Below are 16179 nucleotides of genomic sequence, written 5' to 3' on the forward strand. Positions count from 1 at the left end.
CTTCTGGGCGGAACCTTCAGCTGCTTCACACCGTCATCCCGAGGGCTGGCCGCCCGCTGCTGACCCGCCCATCCAACGATGCCGAGCATCAGGGCGCCCAGCTCACAAAACGCCGCGACCAAGCTGGCGGGGCCGATCGCCTGGGCCGGGCCCGCCGTGACGAGGTATATCCCAAGCGCTACTGCCACGGCCGTCCCGAGAACAATCGCGCCCCAGATGACAAGTCTCCACCCCATGCCCACATCATGGCGCTGGGATCTGATCGACGGTCCAGAATGAGGGCTTTACTACTCTTTAGATATATCGGCTGGTCAGGTCGAAGCTGAGCGAGAGAAAGAACGGCGGTTGACCTCCAAGTCCGCCCAAGTCTGAGCTGTGGGACGAGTTACAGATCTACCGAGTCCTCGTCTTGTTCGAGCGGTGCGCCAGCTATTCAACGTCGGACCATGCAGATCGAACTGGGGATCGGCTGCTTATCCAGGATCCCGGAAGCTTCAGCACAGCCGCTTGATCAATACCGTTGTCCGTGACGCGTGCGGCTTCCGCAACCCGGAAACCAGCAGCTATGTGAAGTCGCCCGGTTCTGTAGACACGTCAAGGTTCAGCAGTGGGGCGACCAGTAGCGGTGGTCGGCGTAGACCCAGCCCTGGTGGTCTCGGTCGGTGATGACGTACCAAAGCTGGGTGCGTCCAGTGGGTGTGCCGCGTCGCGTCACTGTGGCGATCTCGCCGGTCTTGAGAACGTCCCCGGTACGGACGTTATCTTGATTGCGCAAGGACATGTCACGAGCGGTCACCTGGTAACGGTCGCAATGATCGGCGTCCGGTGTGGGCTCGACGCTATCCGGCGCACGACCGAGGGACGGAAGCGACGAGGCAACGGGTGGTGAGGACAAGTGAGCCGTGCCTGGAAAGCCGTCGTAGACGAGTCTGATGCAAGCGGCCACGACCATAGCCCCAGCTACGCTTGCCACCGCGACGACGACGACCATGCGTCGTCGTCGCGGTGGTGCGGGCTGGGCTGTAGGGGCAGGGGTGGGTGGACCGGGCATCGGATGAGAGTAGCCGTGCAGGGAAAATGGCTGTGCCGGGGATGCGCCGCAAGGGAGCGGTTCCGGATTGGGGAGCGCGGTTTTCATGAGTGGCTGCTCTTCCAAAGGGGTGCTGCTCACCGCATGGTGATTCAGGTCGGGAGCAGGTGGAGCCTGGACAATGGCGCTGTCCGGCTCGGCGAGCAGGGTAATCGCAGGACTTGCGGCTGCAGCTTTGAACACTTTCCAGTACGCCTGCTGCTCGGTGGTGGACAGGCGCGCGTTCTTGAGCAAGTCGCCGTAGTTAGACTCCTGCGGAAGATCTCCATTGATCCACCGGTGCAGTGTGCTCCTTGAGATACCAAGTGCGCTGGCTTGAGCTTCGATGCTGGGTTTTCCCGTGAGCCGTGCGAGAGTTTTGATCATTTCCATGAGCCGTCGGCGCTCAGGGGAGATCAACCGAATTGGTTTCGCTTCGGAACCGTGTCCCACAGTGGTCATCCCATCCCGTCTCATCGTCGCAAAACCGCATGTCACAGCGGTGCTTCGTCCCAATTGATTCCGCTGTCCCACTGCGGGTTGGGCGGCAAAGGCGGCCAGGGTTGAATCCTTACCGATCGACGTCTCCTGGGAGACGAAAACCCGAGAAATGGAACGGAGTTCTCGATGACTTATTTCTCCCGCCCGCGCGGGGTCGCTTCCCTCGCGGTGGGTATCGCGGTCTCGGCAACCCTGCTGGGCGGCGTGGCCGGCGAACCAGCTGTAGCCAACGCGGGCTGGCCAACTTCGGCCGCTCGCCCGTTGACTCCGGAGCAGGCGCGCAAGAGCGAGCCCGAGACCGTCAGGGTGTTGCAGTTGAAGTATCGAATCACCAAGGCCTGCACGATCTTCTACAACCATCCCTCACGGGCGAAGACCGGCAACAAGTCCTGGATTCTCACTCCGCGCCCGGGCAAGATCACCACGATCAAGTGGCGCTATAACGCAGACGCAGATTGGGCGGTGGTCTCGGTCGGCGGGGACGGCTACCCGCATTGGGGCTTCACCGATCGCCGTGAGGGCCACACCTGTCTGGGGACCTCGATCCGCCAGGCCGCCACGGTATACAAGGACTCAAAGAAACCGGCCACCTGGTATCCCGCCGGTGTCCCGGTCCCGAACAGAATTGGGCAGGGCCGCAGTAGGCGTATGGAGTGGCGCGCCGTCGATCAAGCCCCCCGCGCAGTGAAGATCACCCGACACGGGATTGTCACCGACGAGAATGCCACCCTGCGCGACAATGCCAACTTCGTCATCGGAAACGTTCCCAAGGGCTGGCACGTCGACCGTACGGACGATGTGCGTAAGGATGGCCACTGGACCAAGGTAAGGGTCGCCGCCCTCAACCTGTGGGGCTATGTCGAGACGCGTGCCCTGCCTGACAGGAACACCCCTCAGACGACAGCCGAGAAGGACGCCGCCCATGTCTCCGCAACGCCGACTGCCTCGACGCCGCCGACCGGGCAGGTCTGCCATTGGAAGGTGACCTGGCCTACGGCGGGGGTCTACCCCACCCCCGCTCGCACCACCCCGATCAAGACTAAGCACGCCGGGGACATTGTCGGCCAATCCTGCACCACGGTTCGCAACACCACCGAGAACGAAACCTACGTCCAGGTCACCCTCGGAACCGGCGGCGCAGGTTGGATGCGTCGCAACGCACTCAATCCTGCCTAAGCTTGCGGGCTTACCGGATCCCGTCCTGACTGCACGAGTCTGGGCGGGATCGCGGCGTTAGGGACCAGCTCAGGTGTGTACAGCACCGCGATCGGCTACCCACACGCTATTGCCCCGCCTAACACCACGGTGGGCGCGCTCGGTGCCTGCAGGATTCGGGCAGGCACCGTGCCCCGGATCATGGTCAGCCTCCGCTGGCTCGTCGGCAGATGGACTCCGGTTCCTCGGTTCTTACAACATGAGAAGGTTTCGCCTCGGCTCGTGGGCCCGTGATCCGAAGTCGAGTGCGGATAAGAATGTCTCAGCTTGCTGGCAAACCGGCGGTGGCCCTTCAGCATTTTCACGAGCGCGCTCTGCTCGGTGGCGCCTGGCGCCACGAGGGCGGCGCGAGCTTGACGACCTATTTCATGGGAGCATGCCTGCGTGTCTTCCCCAACGAATATCGCAAGTACCGCGCCTCCTGTAAGCGCTGGACACAGGCACACCTTTATGAGGCGCGTACCGTAGAGCCGGACGATCGTCCCCTTGTCGGCCCTGAGGCGATCGTCGTAGGCAACGCCCGCGTATGGGAGGACCTGCGGCGGACTGATGAGCGTACCCGGGCGATCATCGCCCTGATGATCGACGGTTATACCCAGGACAAGATTGCCGAGTTACTCCAAGAGCCTTCCGTACGCGCCGTCGAGGGCGTGATTTACCGCTGGCGGAGCAGGTATAAGCATCGGAAAGGAGGCTCTGATGACGAAGAGTTCTGACGACGCCTGGTTCGATGAATTGCTTGAGCGCTCTTCGCTTGGCGCCTCGGGCGCCTACAGTCTGCGGCGCGGTACGTCACCTGCGCACGCCGAAGTCGGCCGCAGGATTGCCGAGTTCCGCAACGCGCTAGCAGTGCGGTGCCCCGGAAGCCGCACCCGCCGCCAAGGCGCTTCTGCAGGCGTTGCATCAGCTTGGCGCTCAGGTAGCGGGGACGGCCGAATTCTCCTCCGCGAACGCCTTTGAGACGCTGACCCTGGAGGAGACGCAGGCGATCCTCCTTCTGCTGACCGGCGATCATCGGCTTGCCGACGATCTCAGCATCGACGACGCCATCGTGTTCGCGCTCAGGAAACAGGCGCTCCAGAGGCTGAGGGCGAAGCCGGCGCCCGCCACGGCGCTGAAGGTTCTGGTGGCAGGAGGGCTAGGGGTCGGTAAGTCGACGTTCATCAGCAACGTGTCGACGTCGGTTTCCCGGAACAGCCGTATCACGCCTCCCGACGTTCGCGAAAACGAAGAACCGCGGCCTTCAGCAGCCGCCCAGGTGCCGATGGACCGCGGCCAAGTGAACCTCCACACTGGGTTGACCCTTAATCTTCTCGCGCTACCGGATCCGAGCCGGTTCTTGTTTGTATGGGACGATGCGGTGCAGGGGGCTGGCGGCGCGATGGTGCTGGCGGACACTCGCCATTTGGCGGACTGCTTCCCCGCCCTACTTCGAGCAGCGGGGAGTGCCGTTCGTCGTGGTCATCAACGACCGAGACGAACGCCCTCAGTTCGATGACGACGAAATCCGGGTTGCGCTGGACCTGGATTCACGCGTCCCGTTGATGCGGGTGGATGCCCGTTCGAAGAACTTGGTCATGAACTCTTTGATCGAGCTGATCAAGTATGCGGCCGTGGACGTGGCCGGTTGCCTCGTGGGCTCCACACCTCTCGTCGAGCACGGCGGGCAAGAGTAAAGGCGGTTCATCCCACGACCGGGCCGACCCTGCAGGTGTCGAATATTCATTCGTGCAGGTCAAAGTGGAGCTGGCCCGGTTTAGCGAAGTACCCCGATGCGTTCGCGTACGCCTGCTCGTCGGTGCCGTTCACCGCCTTACCAGCGACGGTGATCGTGGGTCTCACGCCTCCAGCCTGAACCTCACCGACCCCGCTGAGGGGTATGCGCACTCCGTGCGCGCGGAGCTCGCCAGCGTACTTCCTGGGGTTGGCATCGCGTATGAATCTCCCTTCCGCCAACACGATCATGCTGACTTCAGGGTCTCCAACCAACTCGGACGGGTGCCGAGCGGACCGTGCGGTGGCATCCCGATGGTAGAAGGCTTTATCCATCCACGCCATTCACGATCCCTCGGTCGGTCTGTTTACCTGGGTGTTGGCTTTGCGTGGCTCCGCTGTTCCCCGGCTCCGACGTTGTTCTGTCAGAGGACACGGGAGGCGCGGTGACGGTGGAGAACGGGCGCGAGCACTGCGTGGTCTATAAGGCGGTGTGGGTGTAGCGACGAGATGAGCGGTAGGCGGCTGGGCGGTCGCTGTGGTCAGTTGGCTGAAGTGGGCATGGGAGCTGGTATTTCGCTGTCCAAGCCGTGGGAGCGTCGGGTCGATGGGAGCGGGTTCGGCGTGGTGGGTTCGCGAGTGCTGCGGCGGCGAGATCTGCGGGGCGTGAGTTGCTGGCGGCGGAGGCGGATGGGCCGCTCTCCGCTGGGTGCACGGCCGGGCAGTGGCTGCGGTATTGGTTGTCGGTGGTGGAGCCGCGGTTGCGGCCGACCACGCACCGGGCCTATCGGGATCACGTGGGGCTGTACCTGGTGCCGTACCTGGGCCGGATCAAGCTGACGGAGTTGTCTCGGCGGGATGTGACGCGCATGTTCGTCGCGCTAGGGCGGCGGCGGAACCGGTACGGCGAGGTGGCCGGGCTGCGCTGGGTGGACGTCGATCTGGAGCGGCGTGAGTCCACTGTGGCGCATCAGCTGGTGCATACCGACGATGGGCTGGTCTTGTGTGAGCCGAAGAGTACGGCCAGCCGGCGGACTGTGGCGCTCGATCCGGAGAGCGTGCGGCTGTTGCGTCGGTAGGAGCGTGCGCAGCGTCGGCTGCTGGGGGAGCGGTGGTCGCCGATCCGTCCGGTCTTCACCCTCGGGAACGGGGCGGCGGTGCAGCCGAGCTATCTCACCCACCGGTCCCACAGGCTGGTCGCCGATAGCGCGCTGCCGCCGATCCGGCTGCTCGATTTGCGCCATGGAGCAGCCACGATAGCGCTGGCGTCGGGGACGGAGTTGAAGGTGGTGCAGGGCACGCTGGGGCATGCCAGCATCGTGCTGACCGCCGACACCTATGTGTCGGTGCTGCCGCAGCTGTATTACGACAGCGCCCGGGCGACGGCCCGGCTGGTGCTCAAGGCGGTACGCGCGAGCAACCGGAGATCGGTAAGATGCGGGCGGGGGCGTGGCTCACATGTGGCTCACCATGACTCACGATCAGATGACACGACTACAGGTACGCGTAAAACCGCAGGTCGGCGTGGTAGGGCGGGTGAGACTTGAACCCACGGCCCACGGATTACGGGCGAAACCGGTTTTTCGAGCGGGACACGGGCACCGCGATGACGGTGACCCGGTTGCGCTGGACTGTGCGTTGAGTGGCGTCTGGCCTCGGGCGGCTTGGCGCCGCGTGCCCTGCCCCCAACCTTCGGTACTGCGGACCCGAGCAGACCACCTCGCTGCCGTCGGTCTGGTGTGACCGAGGTCAGGTCCGCGCGGGTTCCGGCCGGGCCTCCGCTCGCGCGATGCGCGCCTTGACGTCGCGGAAGTGCAGCCGCATCGCCTCCCGGGCGGCCTCGGGGTCCCGAGCGCGAAGCGCCGCCACGATCCGGCGGTGGTTGACGGCGATCTCAGCGGTCCGCTCCTCCGGCGGGCCGAGCGTCGGCTCAACCTCGTGGTAGACGTCCCAGAACAGGCCGATCAGCTGCAGCACCAGTTCGTTGCCGCACGAGTCGTACAGCAGCGCGTGGAACGCCCGATCGGCTTCCCGGTCCCGATCCATGCCATTGGCCAGGGCCTCCAACGCGGCGAGCCGAGGGGCGCTGGTGCTCTGAGCCACCTGGCCGATCAGCCCGGTCTCGAGCAGCTCGCGGACCTCGACCAGATCGTTCAGCGCGCGGATCCCGCCCGCCCCCGAACGCACCCGGAAGGCGAACGACGGGGTCAGCGCTTCGAGCGACGCGTGCCCGACGAACGTCCCATGACCGTGCCGGATCTCGACGATGCCCAACGCCTGCAGGGCCCGCACGGCCTCGCGGACGCTGTTGCGGCTTGTTCCGAGCAGCTCCATCAATTGCACTTCGGTCGGCATCGGTGACTCGGGGGCCAGTCCGCGCTCGTGAATCAGGGCGACGATGCGCTCCTGAAGCGACGCGCCGTCACGTGTAGGCATGTCACCCCCAAGCTCGTCGAAGACCTGACGTCAAACATCCCACCTCTACGTCCCGGAAGGCCAGCGAGGGCGAGAAAGTTTACGCCGACGACACAGATTGTCCGTCGGACGGCCATGGCCAGTTCGCGCACAGGTCTGGGACATACGGGGGCGCTTGGCTGCACGAGTATGACCGCGGTCAACGCGGCGAGGTGATGCGCTTCCTGGCCCGGGCACAGTTGCCCGAGCTCTTCCCCGGTGCGTAGCAGGGCATCCACAGGACGTAGGACGTCCTTCGCTGCCCGGTGATCCATGGCAGGCAGCAGATAGGCGCGGCGATGACGCCCCGGGGCCCGAGAGCGCCATCGCCAAGCGGCTCGTGTCGCCTTAGCCGACGTGATCGAACGGCAGCCGCAACCCAAGCCGGCCGCCGATCGGGAGGTTCCACTGTCGGATCAGGTCCAGCTCGGGGTCGGTCACGGCGCGCCGGTAGACGCGTACCTCGTCCAGCGTCCCACGGAAGCGGTCCACACCGTCCAACCGCTGTCCGACGTGGATTCCCGCGAGCCCGAACTCCTTGCCGAGGGTCACCGAACCGGCCGGCGCCGCCGCCGACGAGACCTGCACGCCGTCCACCAGGAGCCGGAGCTCGCCACGCACCCGCTGGAGCACCACGAAGTGCCACTGCCCGTCGTTGTACGCGCTCGGCGACTGTACGGTCACGTTGAACCGGTCGATGGAGAGGACCGCCCGGATGCGGTTGCTGGCCGGCTCGGCCCGCAGCCACAGCGCCGGCGGGTTGGTGCCCCGGTTCACCCGGTGGAACCAGAGGATCGTGTGCGCGCCGACCTGCTCCGAGTAGCGGATCCAGGAGGTCAGCGTGAAGTCCTTCGCGCCGAGGTCGATGGAGTCGTTGAACGCCACCTCCACCCGGTCGTCCACCCGGTCCAGGGCCAGCCCGTCGCCGAACCGCCCGTCGGTGGTCTGCGCATCACCGCGGACATACGCCTGGTTGCGGTAGGGCGACTTGTCCGGCGTCGTCGGGCCGGGCGCCGGGGGACCGGGGATGCCGGGCGGGGTGCCGTTCGGCGTCTCCAAGTACGCCTCGTTGAACCGCGCGAACCGGATCTGCTCGTACGGCGTGATGTTGCCGGCCTCGTACATCAGGGCCGCTTCGTCGCCGTCCAGACGCACCATGTCCGAGTACGCCGACGGCCCCCAGGAGAAGATCTTGCCCTCGTCCCAGGTCTCGAAGCGGCGCGCCTCGTCGTAGGACGACCGGATCCCCATCGCTTCCCGGGCGCCCGGGTGCATCGGCGAGGAGAAGAGGATGCGCCCGTCGCTGAACCGGAGCAGCGACGCCTGGATGTCGGTCGTCGCCAGCGCCGGCACGGTGCGGAACGGGGCGTCCCACGTCTCGCCGCTGTCGCTGCTGGTCGCGTACGCCCGGCTGCCCTCGTCGGTGCCGCGTTCGCGGGCCGAGGCGTAGATCCGCCCGTCGGTCAGCTCGACGACGGTGACCTCCTGGGCGATGACCGTGCCGTCGTCGCGGGAGGTCTCGGCGCCGATGTTCCAGGTCACCCCGCTGTCGTCGCTGTAGAGCAGGTGCGTGCCGTAGACGTGCTTGCCGACCCGGTCCCAGCTTTCGAAACTCGCCCCGACGACCAGCCGGCCGGCGTGCGGGCCGAGCTTGAGCTGGATGCCGTGCATCGGGCCGGTGGCGTACCAGAAGTTCCACTCCGGACGCTTGCCCTCGGTCATCTCCCTGGCGGCCGACCAGGTCGCCCCGTGGTCGTCACTGAACTGCACCCAGGGGTCGCGGTCACAGCCGTTCGGGCACGGCTCCCCACCGTTGTGGGTGCTCACCAGCACGACCCGCCCGGTGCGTTCGTCAACGATCGGCACCGGGTTGCCGTGGGTCGTGCCGTTGCCCTCCGAAATCACCTGCAGTGGTCCCCAGGTCCGCCCGGCGTCGGCGGAACGCCGCAGCACCAGGTCGATGTCCTCGTCGTCGCCGCAGTCCTTCACCCGTCCCTCGGCGAACGCCAGGAGCATGCCGTTCGTGGCCCGCACCACAGCGGGGATCCGGAAGCAGCCGTATCCGAAGTCGCCCTGTTTGTAGAGCACCTGCTCGTCCACGAAGGGAGCGGTGCCGGCGGTCGCGCCGGCCTCGAAGGTTTCCGCCGGCGCCGCGCTCGCCGGCACACCGAACGCGCTGACAAGTAAGCCCGCAAGCACCACTGCGGCGCCCGCCCGGCGGAGCCGGGAGCGAGGATGACCATCGTGCATGTCCTCGACCTTTCTGGCAGGAGAAGATCACGAGAGGACATCCTACGTCCAACGTCCTACGTTAAATAGATGGTGAACGTAGAATGTTCACCAGGGGGCGAGTGTGTCGCCCGGCTGGTAAAAGCGTGTCCGGTGCCACCCGCCGCCTCCGCTATGTCCTCGACCCGGACGTTGTCGAGGCCGCGCCCCAGCGCGAGCTGGACCGCGGCCTCGGACAGAGCGTCCCGGGTCTCCTGCTACTTGCGTTCGCGTAGCCCGGTCAGGCCTCCAGTTGGTCGCACTCCGCAAGAATCATCGTCCACGAGGCGGCGGGCAACCGCGCCGTCAGCCGGTCACCGTCAGCCTGTACGGTCAGCGGCCGCGGAAGGGCCTCCACCCGGTGCGGGTCGTCCCCGGCGGCGATCACCGAGGCCGACACCGGCCGGACCGCCGCCGGGAGCCGGACGGTGAGGTCGAGGTCCTGGTCGGGCGAGCGGTTGACGGCGAACAGCGCCACCTGGGACCCGTCGACGGTGGCCACCGCCGACAGCGCGGGCGCCTCGCCGTACCGTTCGGTCTCCAGGAGCGGCCCGGACGGCTCCACCCGCAGCACGGTGCCGCGCGCGTGCCGGGCCGTCAGCGCGAACGGGTGGAAGATCGTCTGACGCCAGGCCGGGCCGCCGGGCTCGGTCCTGATCGGCGCGATGATGTTGGCGAGCTGCGCCTGGCAGGCGATGCTCACCCGGTCGGCGTGCCGCAGCAGCGTGATCAGGAAGTCCCCCACCACCACGGCGTCGGCGGCGTTGAAGGTGTCCTCGATCAGCTCCGGCGCCTCCTGGAACGGCGAGCGCTCGCGTCCGGTGAACCGGCTCTGGTTCCAGACGTTCCACTCGTCGAAGGACAGGTTGATCTTCTTCTTGCGCCGGAGCTTCGCCCCGATGTGGTCGGCCGTGGCCACGATGGCCGAGATGTAGCGGTCCATGTCCACGGCGCTGCAGAGGAAGCCGGGCAGGTCGCCGTTCTCCTCGTAGTAGTTGTGCAGCGACAGGTAGTCGACCGCGTCGTAGGCGTGTTCGAGCACGGTGGCCTCCCACGCGCCGAACGTCGGCATCCCGCTGTTGGAGCTGCCGCACAGCACCAGCTCGATGTCGGGGTCGACGAGCCGCATGGCCTTGGCGGTCTCGTTCGCGAGCCGTCCGTACTCGTGCGCGGTCTTGTGGCCGATCTGCCAGGGTCCGTCCATCTCGTTGCCGAGACACCAGAGCTTGATCCCGTACGGGTTGGTCACTCCGTGTTTGACCCGCAGGTCCGACCACTGCGTACCCGAGGGGTGGTTGGTGTATTCGAGCAGGTCACAGGCCTCCTGGAGGCCCCGGGTGCCGAGGTTGACGGCCATCATCGGCTCCACCTCGGCGGCCCGGGTCCAGGTCATGAACTCGTTGAGCCCGAACGCGTTCGTCTCGATCTGCCGCCAGGCCAGGTCCAGCCGGGAGGGCCGGTCGGGGCCGACGCCGTCCTCCCAGCGGTAGCCGGAGACGAAGTTGCCTCCCGGGTAACGGACCACGCTCACGCCCATCTCGCGGGTCAGTTCCAGCACGTCGGTGCGGAAGCCGTTGTCGTCCGCCGCCGGGTGGCCCGGTTCGTAGATGCCGGTGTAGACGCACCGGCCCATGTGCTCGACGAACGAGCCGAACAGGCGCCGGTCGACGGGGGCGATGCGGAAAGAGGGGTCAAGGGTCAGGTGTGCTTGCGGCACAGGTCAGGCTCCTCGGTAGACGCGTACGTAGTCGAAGTCGGCGTTGACGGCCGGCTGGGCCCCTCCGTGGGCGACCAGGCCGATGCGCACGGCCGTGTCCTTGGGGAAGGTCCACACGCCGCCCCAGGTCCAGGTCTTGCCGTCGCGGCTGGATCCGGCGCGGAACTCGTGCTCCCCGTTGGCCGGGTCCACGTGGTGCGCCAGCCGCAGCCAGGTGGTCTTGGCGGGCGGGCCGACGATGTTTCCGCCGTAGGACAGGCGGCCGGCGAAGGTCAGCTCGCGGCCGTACTCGACCTGGCGGGTGTTCCAGATGGCGACCTGGGACAGGCGGGCGAAGTCGTCGTCGGAGGCGTAGGCGACCAGCCCGGCCTGCTGGTAGTTGCGGACGGCGTCCTCGCCCAGGTCGAGCGTGACCTTGGTCTCCACGACGTAGTCGCCCTTGGGGGCCTCGCGCAGCAGCACCGACGCCTTGTTGTCGGCCCCGACCAGGTCGGCGCCCTGGACGGGCCAGCGCAGCACGCCCTCCTCGATCTTGGCCGCGGCGTCCTGCCGCACCCAGGCCCAGCGGGAGCCGAGCGTTCCGTTGAACTCGTCGGCGTCCAGCAGCCTGCCCGTACGCGGCGTCGGCGCCGCCTTGGTGACGGCCTTGAACAGCGGGGCGGCGGAGACGTTGTCGAAGTCGGCGCCCCCGTCGGCGACCAGCCCGATCGGGCCGTTCGCGCTGCCCGTGACGGTGACGCTCGCCTGCGGGTCACGGAGCCGCGCTTCGGTCACCTCGGCGGTGATCGTCCGTCCCTTGACGGTGACGGCCAGGTTGTGCCAGGTCGCGGCCCCTCCGGGCAGCGCCACCGTACGGGACGAACCGCCCGAGGTCAGCGTCAACCCGTCGCGCGAAACGACCGCGGTCGTGCCGTCGATGCGAATCCCGGCGGACTTGTCCGTCTTGAGGTCGGTCTCGACGCGGACGTCCCCGCCGAGCGACGTGCGGCTGATGAGCGTGCCCTGGCCACGGACATATCCCTCCTGTACCGTCCAGCCGGCTGTGTTCCGCCAGCCCGACAGATCGCCCGCGAACCGATCGTCCACGACCCCGCGGGTCACCGGCGTCTCCCGCGACTGCTCGGAAGGTCCGGCCCCCGCACGCACGGCCGGCCAGCCGTCGATCCAGTCCAGCCGGTCCAGCAGCATGGGCCGCTCGTTGATCCCGTACGGCTCGTCCAGGAACGGGTCGCTTCGATCGATGGCGTGGTAGAGCATCCAGTCCTGACCGGAAAGGTCGGTGAGCTGGGCGTGGTGGCCGGTGCCGATGAAGCGGTTGCCGTTCTGGTCCAGGACAGGGGTGCCACCGGCGCGCGAGGCCAGCAGCGGCACGCCCTCGCGGTCGACGAACGGCCCGCGCGGGCTGGTCGAGCGCCCGGCCAGCACCGAGTAGCCGGTGGTCGGCCCGGCGCAGCAGTTCGCCGAGGAGCCGAGCAGGTAGTAGGAGCCGTCGTGGCGCACCACGTACGCGCCCTCGAACTTGTTGTCGATCGCGACCTGCTGCGGTTGCCCGGTGGCGTGCAGCCCGTCGGCGGACAGCTCGGTCACCCACAGGCCGCCGAAGAACCCGCCGAAGTACAGGTACTTGCGCCCGTCCACGTCGGTGAACTGCGAGGGGTCGATCGTGTTCCAGTACGAGTTGCCCGAGGGACGCGGAGCGACGACCGGGGCGTCGATGTGCGTCCACGGCCCGGTCGGCGTGGGTGCCGTGGCGGCGCCGATCGAGTAGTCCCAGTTGGCGGGCGTGGTGGCGGTGTCGGTGACGGTGAAGTACATGACGTACCGGCCGTCGAGGTAACGGATGTCCGGTGCCCAGAACAGACTGCCCGGCGCCGCGTACGACGGCAGGTTGTCCGGCCCGAACGCGTCGCCCACGTAGGTCCAGTTGACCAGGTCGCTGGAGCGGGCGATCGGCAGCCTGTGCAGGACCTTCTCGCCCTCGCGCAGCGGGTCCGACGTGCCGTAGGAGTACCAGTAGCCGTCCTGCCCGCGGATCACCGACGGGTCGGCGAAGGTGTCGGAGAAGGAGTTGGACACCGGATTGGTGAAGAGGGAGAGGATCAGCGTGGCGATGACAGCCAAGTGCATGGGTCAGCCTTTCAAGCCACTACGAGAGATGCCTTCGATGACGTACCGCTGGGTCAGACTGAAGAGGATCAGGACGGGGATGCTCGCCAGCACCGCGCCCGCCATGATCACCGGATAGTGGATCGTGTACGCGCCCTGCAGGATCGACAGGCCCGGCGGCAGCGTGAAGTACTCGGGACTGAAGATCACGTAGATCGGCCAGATGAAGTCGTTCCAGTTGGACAGGAAGCTCAGCACGGCCAGCGTGGCCAGCGCGGGCCGCGACAGCGGCAGCGTGATCCGCCAGAAGATGTGCCAGTGGTTGGCGCCCTCCATGAACGCGGCCTCGTCCAGCTCACGCGGCAGCCCGAGGAAGAACTGCCGCAGGAAGAACACCCCGAACGCGCCCGCCGCCCCCGGCACGATGAGCGCCGTCAGGCTGTCCAGCCAGCCGAGCTGGTCGACGATCAGGAACTGCGGGATGAGGAAGACGAACCCCGGCACCAGCAGCGTGCCGACGATCACCCCGAACATCAGCTTCTTGCCGCCGAACTCCAGCCTGGCCAGCGCGTACGCGGCCAGCGACGACACCACGAGCACCAGCAGCATGTGCCCTGTGGCGGCGATGAGACTGTTGGCGAACCAGCGCAGCACCGGTGTGTCCGTGGTGCCCTGGAAGACCGTCCCGTACGCGGACGTCGTCGGCTCGGCGGGCAGCAGCGTGGGCGGCACCCGGGTGGCCTCGGTCTGCGTCTTGAACGACACGCCCAGGGCCCACACCAGCGGCCCCACGAACAGCACGGCGAGGGCCAGCAGGCCCGTGTAGCGCTTCATGACCGGGTCCTGAACAGCCGGAAGTTGACCACGCTGACCAGGATCAGCAGCAGCGTGAGCAGGTAGCTCATGGCCGAGGCGCTGCCCATCTTGTACTCTCTGAGCCCCTGCTGGAGCATGTACATGATCGCGGTCCGCGTTTCCCCGCCCGGCGCTCCCTGGGTCAGCAGGTACGACTGCCCGAACATGTTCGCCGAGGCCAGGATCGTCGTCGTCACCACGAACAGCGCGACGGGCCGCAGCCCCGGCAGCGTGACGTGGACGAACGCGCCCCACCGCCCCGCGCCGTCCACCTTCGCCGCGTCGTACAGCTCGCGCGGGATGTCCTGCATCCCGGCCAGGTAGATCACCGCGTTGAACCCGAGCGTCCACCAGACCGTCACCCCGACCAGCGCGATCCAGGCCCACGGCGTCGCGGTGGTCCAGGGGATCGGCGTGCCGAGTATCCAGTCGACCAGGCCGAGGTTCGGGTCGAGCAGCAGCCGCCATATCAGGCACACCACCGCCACGCCCAGCACGAACGGCGCGAAGAACAGCCCCCGGAACAGCGTCCTGCCCCGGAAGGGCCGGTTGAGCAGCAACGCCACCCCGAGCGGCAGCACGACCAGGAACGGCACGCTGAACACGGTGAAGATCCCGGTCGCCCGCATCGACATCCAGAAGTCGCCGTAGACGGGCGACTGGTCGTCGAACAGCGCCGTGTAGTTGTCCAGGCCGACGAACGGCTTGCCCTCGAGCATGTAGTCCCAGTCGTGCAGACTCACCCAGATCCCGAACAGGGCCGGGGCCAGCACGAACACGGAGAACAGGATCAGGTACGGCGCCAGGAACAGGTACGGCGTCGCCTTGCCCGATCGGGGAACGCGCACGTCCCGCCCCGCCGCCTTCTTCGCCGAGATCGCGACCATCAGGCGCCGTACTTCTTCCGGTTGGCCTCAAGGATCTTGTCGGCCTTGGCGGCGGCCTCCGTGAGCGCGTCCTTGGGGCTCTTCTTGAGCAGGATCGCCGCGTTGATCGCCTGGTCGACGACCGCGGAGGCGTCCCCGATGCCCGCCACCGACGGCAGGAAGTACAGGTAGTCGATCTGGGTGCCGATCGTGGCCTGCTCCTTCAGCGCCGCGAACTCCGCGCTGTCGCGGATCGACTTGCGGGCCGGCACCTGGCCGCCCTTGGCCCACTCCAGCGAGTGGCCGCTGATCCAGTTGATGAACACCTTGGCCGCGGTCAGCTTGTTCTGGTCGGGCGTACGCTGCTTGAACACCACGAACTGGTGCGAGCCCGCCCACGCCGCCGGCTTCGCCCCGATCTGCGGGAGCGGCGCGACACCCCACTCCAGGTTCTTGATCTCCTTGAGCGTGTTGATGGACCAGATGCCGTTCCAGTTGAACGCGGCCTTGCCGTTCTGCAGGGCGATGAAGTCGGCGTCCTGGCCGACGTTCTTGGGGCTGTAGCCCTTGTTGACGAGGTCGACGAGCCAGGTCAGGGCATGCACGCCGGGGTCCTCGGCGAAGCGCGAGACGCCGGCGTCGTCGGCGAAGAGCTGGCCGCCGTTCTGGTAGAGCAGCGTCCCGAACTGCATGCTTCCGGTGAACGGGAACGGCGTGGCCCAGTGCCCCTGGATGCCCGCCTTCTTCAGCGCCTCCAGCGCCGTCATGTACTCCTCGCCGGTCTTGGGCGGCTGCTCCGGGTCGAGCCCGGCCTGCTTCATGACCGTCTTGTTGTAGAACATGCCGAGCGGGTGCACGTCGAGCGGGATCGAGTAGCGCGCGCCCTTGTAGGCGCCGGCCTTCCAGACCGGCGGGGAGAAGTCCGCCTCGGTGAGGCTGAGCGCGTTGGCCACGTCGTCGAGGGGCAGGACCACCTGCCGTGCGGCGTTGGTGGCGACGCTGTCGACGTGCATGATGCCGAGGTCAGGGCCTTGACCTGCGGAGACGGCCGCGGGAACCTTCGCGTAGTAGTCGGCCCACTGGTAGACGTTCATCGACACCTTGATGTTCTGGTGCTCGGCGTTGAACTGGTCCACCAGCTTCTTCATGACCGGGCCGTCGCCGCCGGTGAAGCCGTTCCAGAACTTCAGCGAGACCGAGGGACCGGTGTATTCGGTGGCCGCCGCCGTGGTGGCCGGCGCCTGTGCCTGCTTGGGGCCGCCGCCGCCTCCGCCGCAGCCCGCGGCGCCGATGACCAGCGCGCCGAGGCCCAGGCCCAGTGCGCGCCGCCTGGAGAGGTTGTCGAGGGACATGCCAGATCACTCCTGCCCATGAGGTTAGGGACGTTCTACATCGTTGGTTCCAACGTTGTAAAC

At 67.1% G+C, this 16179-nt stretch carries 13 protein-coding genes; 4 read left to right on the plus strand and 9 right to left on the minus strand.

Translation table 11 applies throughout. The features are described 5' to 3' along the window. Positions 1-601: 601 nt before the first annotated feature. Positions 602-1531, minus strand: a complete 930-nt coding sequence (locus KLK06_RS33055) for a hypothetical protein (RefSeq protein WP_214638937.1) — start codon at positions 1529-1531, stop codon at positions 602-604. A 165-nt stretch (positions 1532-1696) separates the two neighbouring features. Here KLK06_RS33055 and KLK06_RS33060 point away from each other — a divergent pair, with 165 nt between their 5' ends. From KLK06_RS33060 to KLK06_RS33070, 3 genes are all read left to right on the plus strand, one after another. Beyond that, positions 1697-2746 (plus strand): SH3-like domain-containing protein, encoded by a 1050-nt coding sequence (locus KLK06_RS33060; protein WP_214638936.1) that lies wholly within the window; start codon positions 1697-1699, stop codon positions 2744-2746. Between the two features lie 296 nt (positions 2747-3042). Continuing rightward, positions 3043-3501 carry a hypothetical protein gene (locus KLK06_RS33065; protein ID WP_214638935.1) on the plus strand — a complete coding sequence of 153 codons (459 nt, stop codon included), beginning with the start codon at positions 3043-3045 and terminating at the stop codon, positions 3499-3501. Between the two features lie 182 nt (positions 3502-3683). Beyond that, positions 3684-4283 (plus strand): hypothetical protein, encoded by a 600-nt coding sequence (locus tag KLK06_RS33070; RefSeq protein WP_214638934.1) that lies wholly within the window; start codon positions 3684-3686, stop codon positions 4281-4283. A 224-nt stretch (positions 4284-4507) separates the two neighbouring features. On the opposite strand, the gene KLK06_RS33075 is transcribed toward KLK06_RS33070, so the two are convergent. Further along, a complete protein-coding gene (locus KLK06_RS33075) occupies positions 4508-4750 on the minus strand; it encodes a hypothetical protein (RefSeq protein ID WP_214638933.1) in 243 nt (80 codons plus the stop codon). Between the two features lie 338 nt (positions 4751-5088). On the opposite strand from KLK06_RS33075, the gene KLK06_RS33080 reads away from it, so the two are divergent. Next, positions 5089-5577, plus strand: a complete 489-nt coding sequence (locus KLK06_RS33080; protein ID WP_308168504.1) for a hypothetical protein — start codon at positions 5089-5091, stop codon at positions 5575-5577. Between the two features lie 670 nt (positions 5578-6247). Here the strand turns inward: KLK06_RS33080 and KLK06_RS33085 are convergent. The 7 genes from KLK06_RS33085 to KLK06_RS33115 form a co-directional block, all read right to left on the minus strand. Then, positions 6248-6934, minus strand: coding sequence for a FadR/GntR family transcriptional regulator (locus KLK06_RS33085; protein WP_214638931.1), 687 nt, complete (start codon positions 6932-6934; stop codon positions 6248-6250). 366 nt (positions 6935-7300) lie between these two features. Beyond that, a complete protein-coding gene (locus KLK06_RS33090) occupies positions 7301-9202 on the minus strand; it encodes a sialidase family protein (protein WP_214638930.1) in 1902 nt (633 codons plus the stop codon). A 259-nt stretch (positions 9203-9461) separates the two neighbouring features. Continuing rightward, positions 9462-10937: an alpha-N-arabinofuranosidase gene (locus KLK06_RS33095; RefSeq protein ID WP_214638929.1), complete on the minus strand. Its 1476-nt coding sequence runs from the start codon at positions 10935-10937 to the stop codon at positions 9462-9464. A gap of 3 nt (positions 10938-10940) precedes the next feature. Continuing rightward, positions 10941-13064, minus strand: a complete 2124-nt coding sequence (locus KLK06_RS33100) for a family 43 glycosylhydrolase (RefSeq protein ID WP_214638928.1) — start codon at positions 13062-13064, stop codon at positions 10941-10943. A gap of 3 nt (positions 13065-13067) precedes the next feature. Beyond that, positions 13068-13877: a carbohydrate ABC transporter permease gene (locus KLK06_RS33105; protein ID WP_214638927.1), complete on the minus strand. Its 810-nt coding sequence runs from the start codon at positions 13875-13877 to the stop codon at positions 13068-13070. Beyond that, positions 13874-14785, minus strand: a complete 912-nt coding sequence (locus KLK06_RS33110; protein ID WP_214638926.1) for a carbohydrate ABC transporter permease — start codon at positions 14783-14785, stop codon at positions 13874-13876. The genes KLK06_RS33105 and KLK06_RS33110 overlap by 4 nt, the downstream gene beginning before the upstream one ends. Then, the gene (locus KLK06_RS33115; RefSeq protein WP_214638925.1) at positions 14785-16116 is read right to left on the minus strand and encodes an ABC transporter substrate-binding protein; all 1332 of its coding nucleotides are present in this window, start codon (positions 16114-16116) and stop codon (positions 14785-14787) included. Before KLK06_RS33115 ends, KLK06_RS33110 begins: the two co-directional genes overlap by 1 nt. Positions 16117-16179 lie beyond the last annotated feature (63 nt).

The organism is Nonomuraea sp. NEAU-A123 (assembly GCF_018603905.1).
Classification (GTDB): Bacteria; Actinomycetota; Actinomycetes; order Streptosporangiales; family Streptosporangiaceae; genus Nonomuraea.

What these genes read in the sequence shown, in the direction of transcription:
- KLK06_RS33055 (WP_214638937.1), bottom strand. Translation starts at nt 1,531, where the DNA reads ATGACCACTGTGGGACACGGTTCCGAAGCGAAACCAATTCGGTTGATC.
- KLK06_RS33060 (WP_214638936.1), top strand. Translation starts at nt 1,697, where the DNA reads ATGACTTATTTCTCCCGCCCGCGCGGGGTCGCTTCCCTCGCGGTGGGT.
- KLK06_RS33065 (WP_214638935.1), top strand. Translation starts at nt 3,043, where the DNA reads ATGTCTCAGCTTGCTGGCAAACCGGCGGTGGCCCTTCAGCATTTTCAC.
- KLK06_RS33075 (WP_214638933.1), bottom strand. Translation starts at nt 4,750, where the DNA reads ATGATCGTGTTGGCGGAAGGGAGATTCATACGCGATGCCAACCCCAGG.
- KLK06_RS33085 (WP_214638931.1), bottom strand. Translation starts at nt 6,934, where the DNA reads ATGCCTACACGTGACGGCGCGTCGCTTCAGGAGCGCATCGTCGCCCTG.
- KLK06_RS33090 (WP_214638930.1), bottom strand. Translation starts at nt 9,202, where the DNA reads ATGCACGATGGTCATCCTCGCTCCCGGCTCCGCCGGGCGGGCGCCGCA.
- KLK06_RS33100 (WP_214638928.1), bottom strand. Translation starts at nt 13,064, where the DNA reads ATGCACTTGGCTGTCATCGCCACGCTGATCCTCTCCCTCTTCACCAAT.
- KLK06_RS33105 (WP_214638927.1), bottom strand. Translation starts at nt 13,877, where the DNA reads ATGAAGCGCTACACGGGCCTGCTGGCCCTCGCCGTGCTGTTCGTGGGG.
- KLK06_RS33110 (WP_214638926.1), bottom strand. Translation starts at nt 14,785, where the DNA reads ATGGTCGCGATCTCGGCGAAGAAGGCGGCGGGGCGGGACGTGCGCGTT.
- KLK06_RS33115 (WP_214638925.1), bottom strand. Translation starts at nt 16,116, where the DNA reads ATGTCCCTCGACAACCTCTCCAGGCGGCGCGCACTGGGCCTGGGCCTC.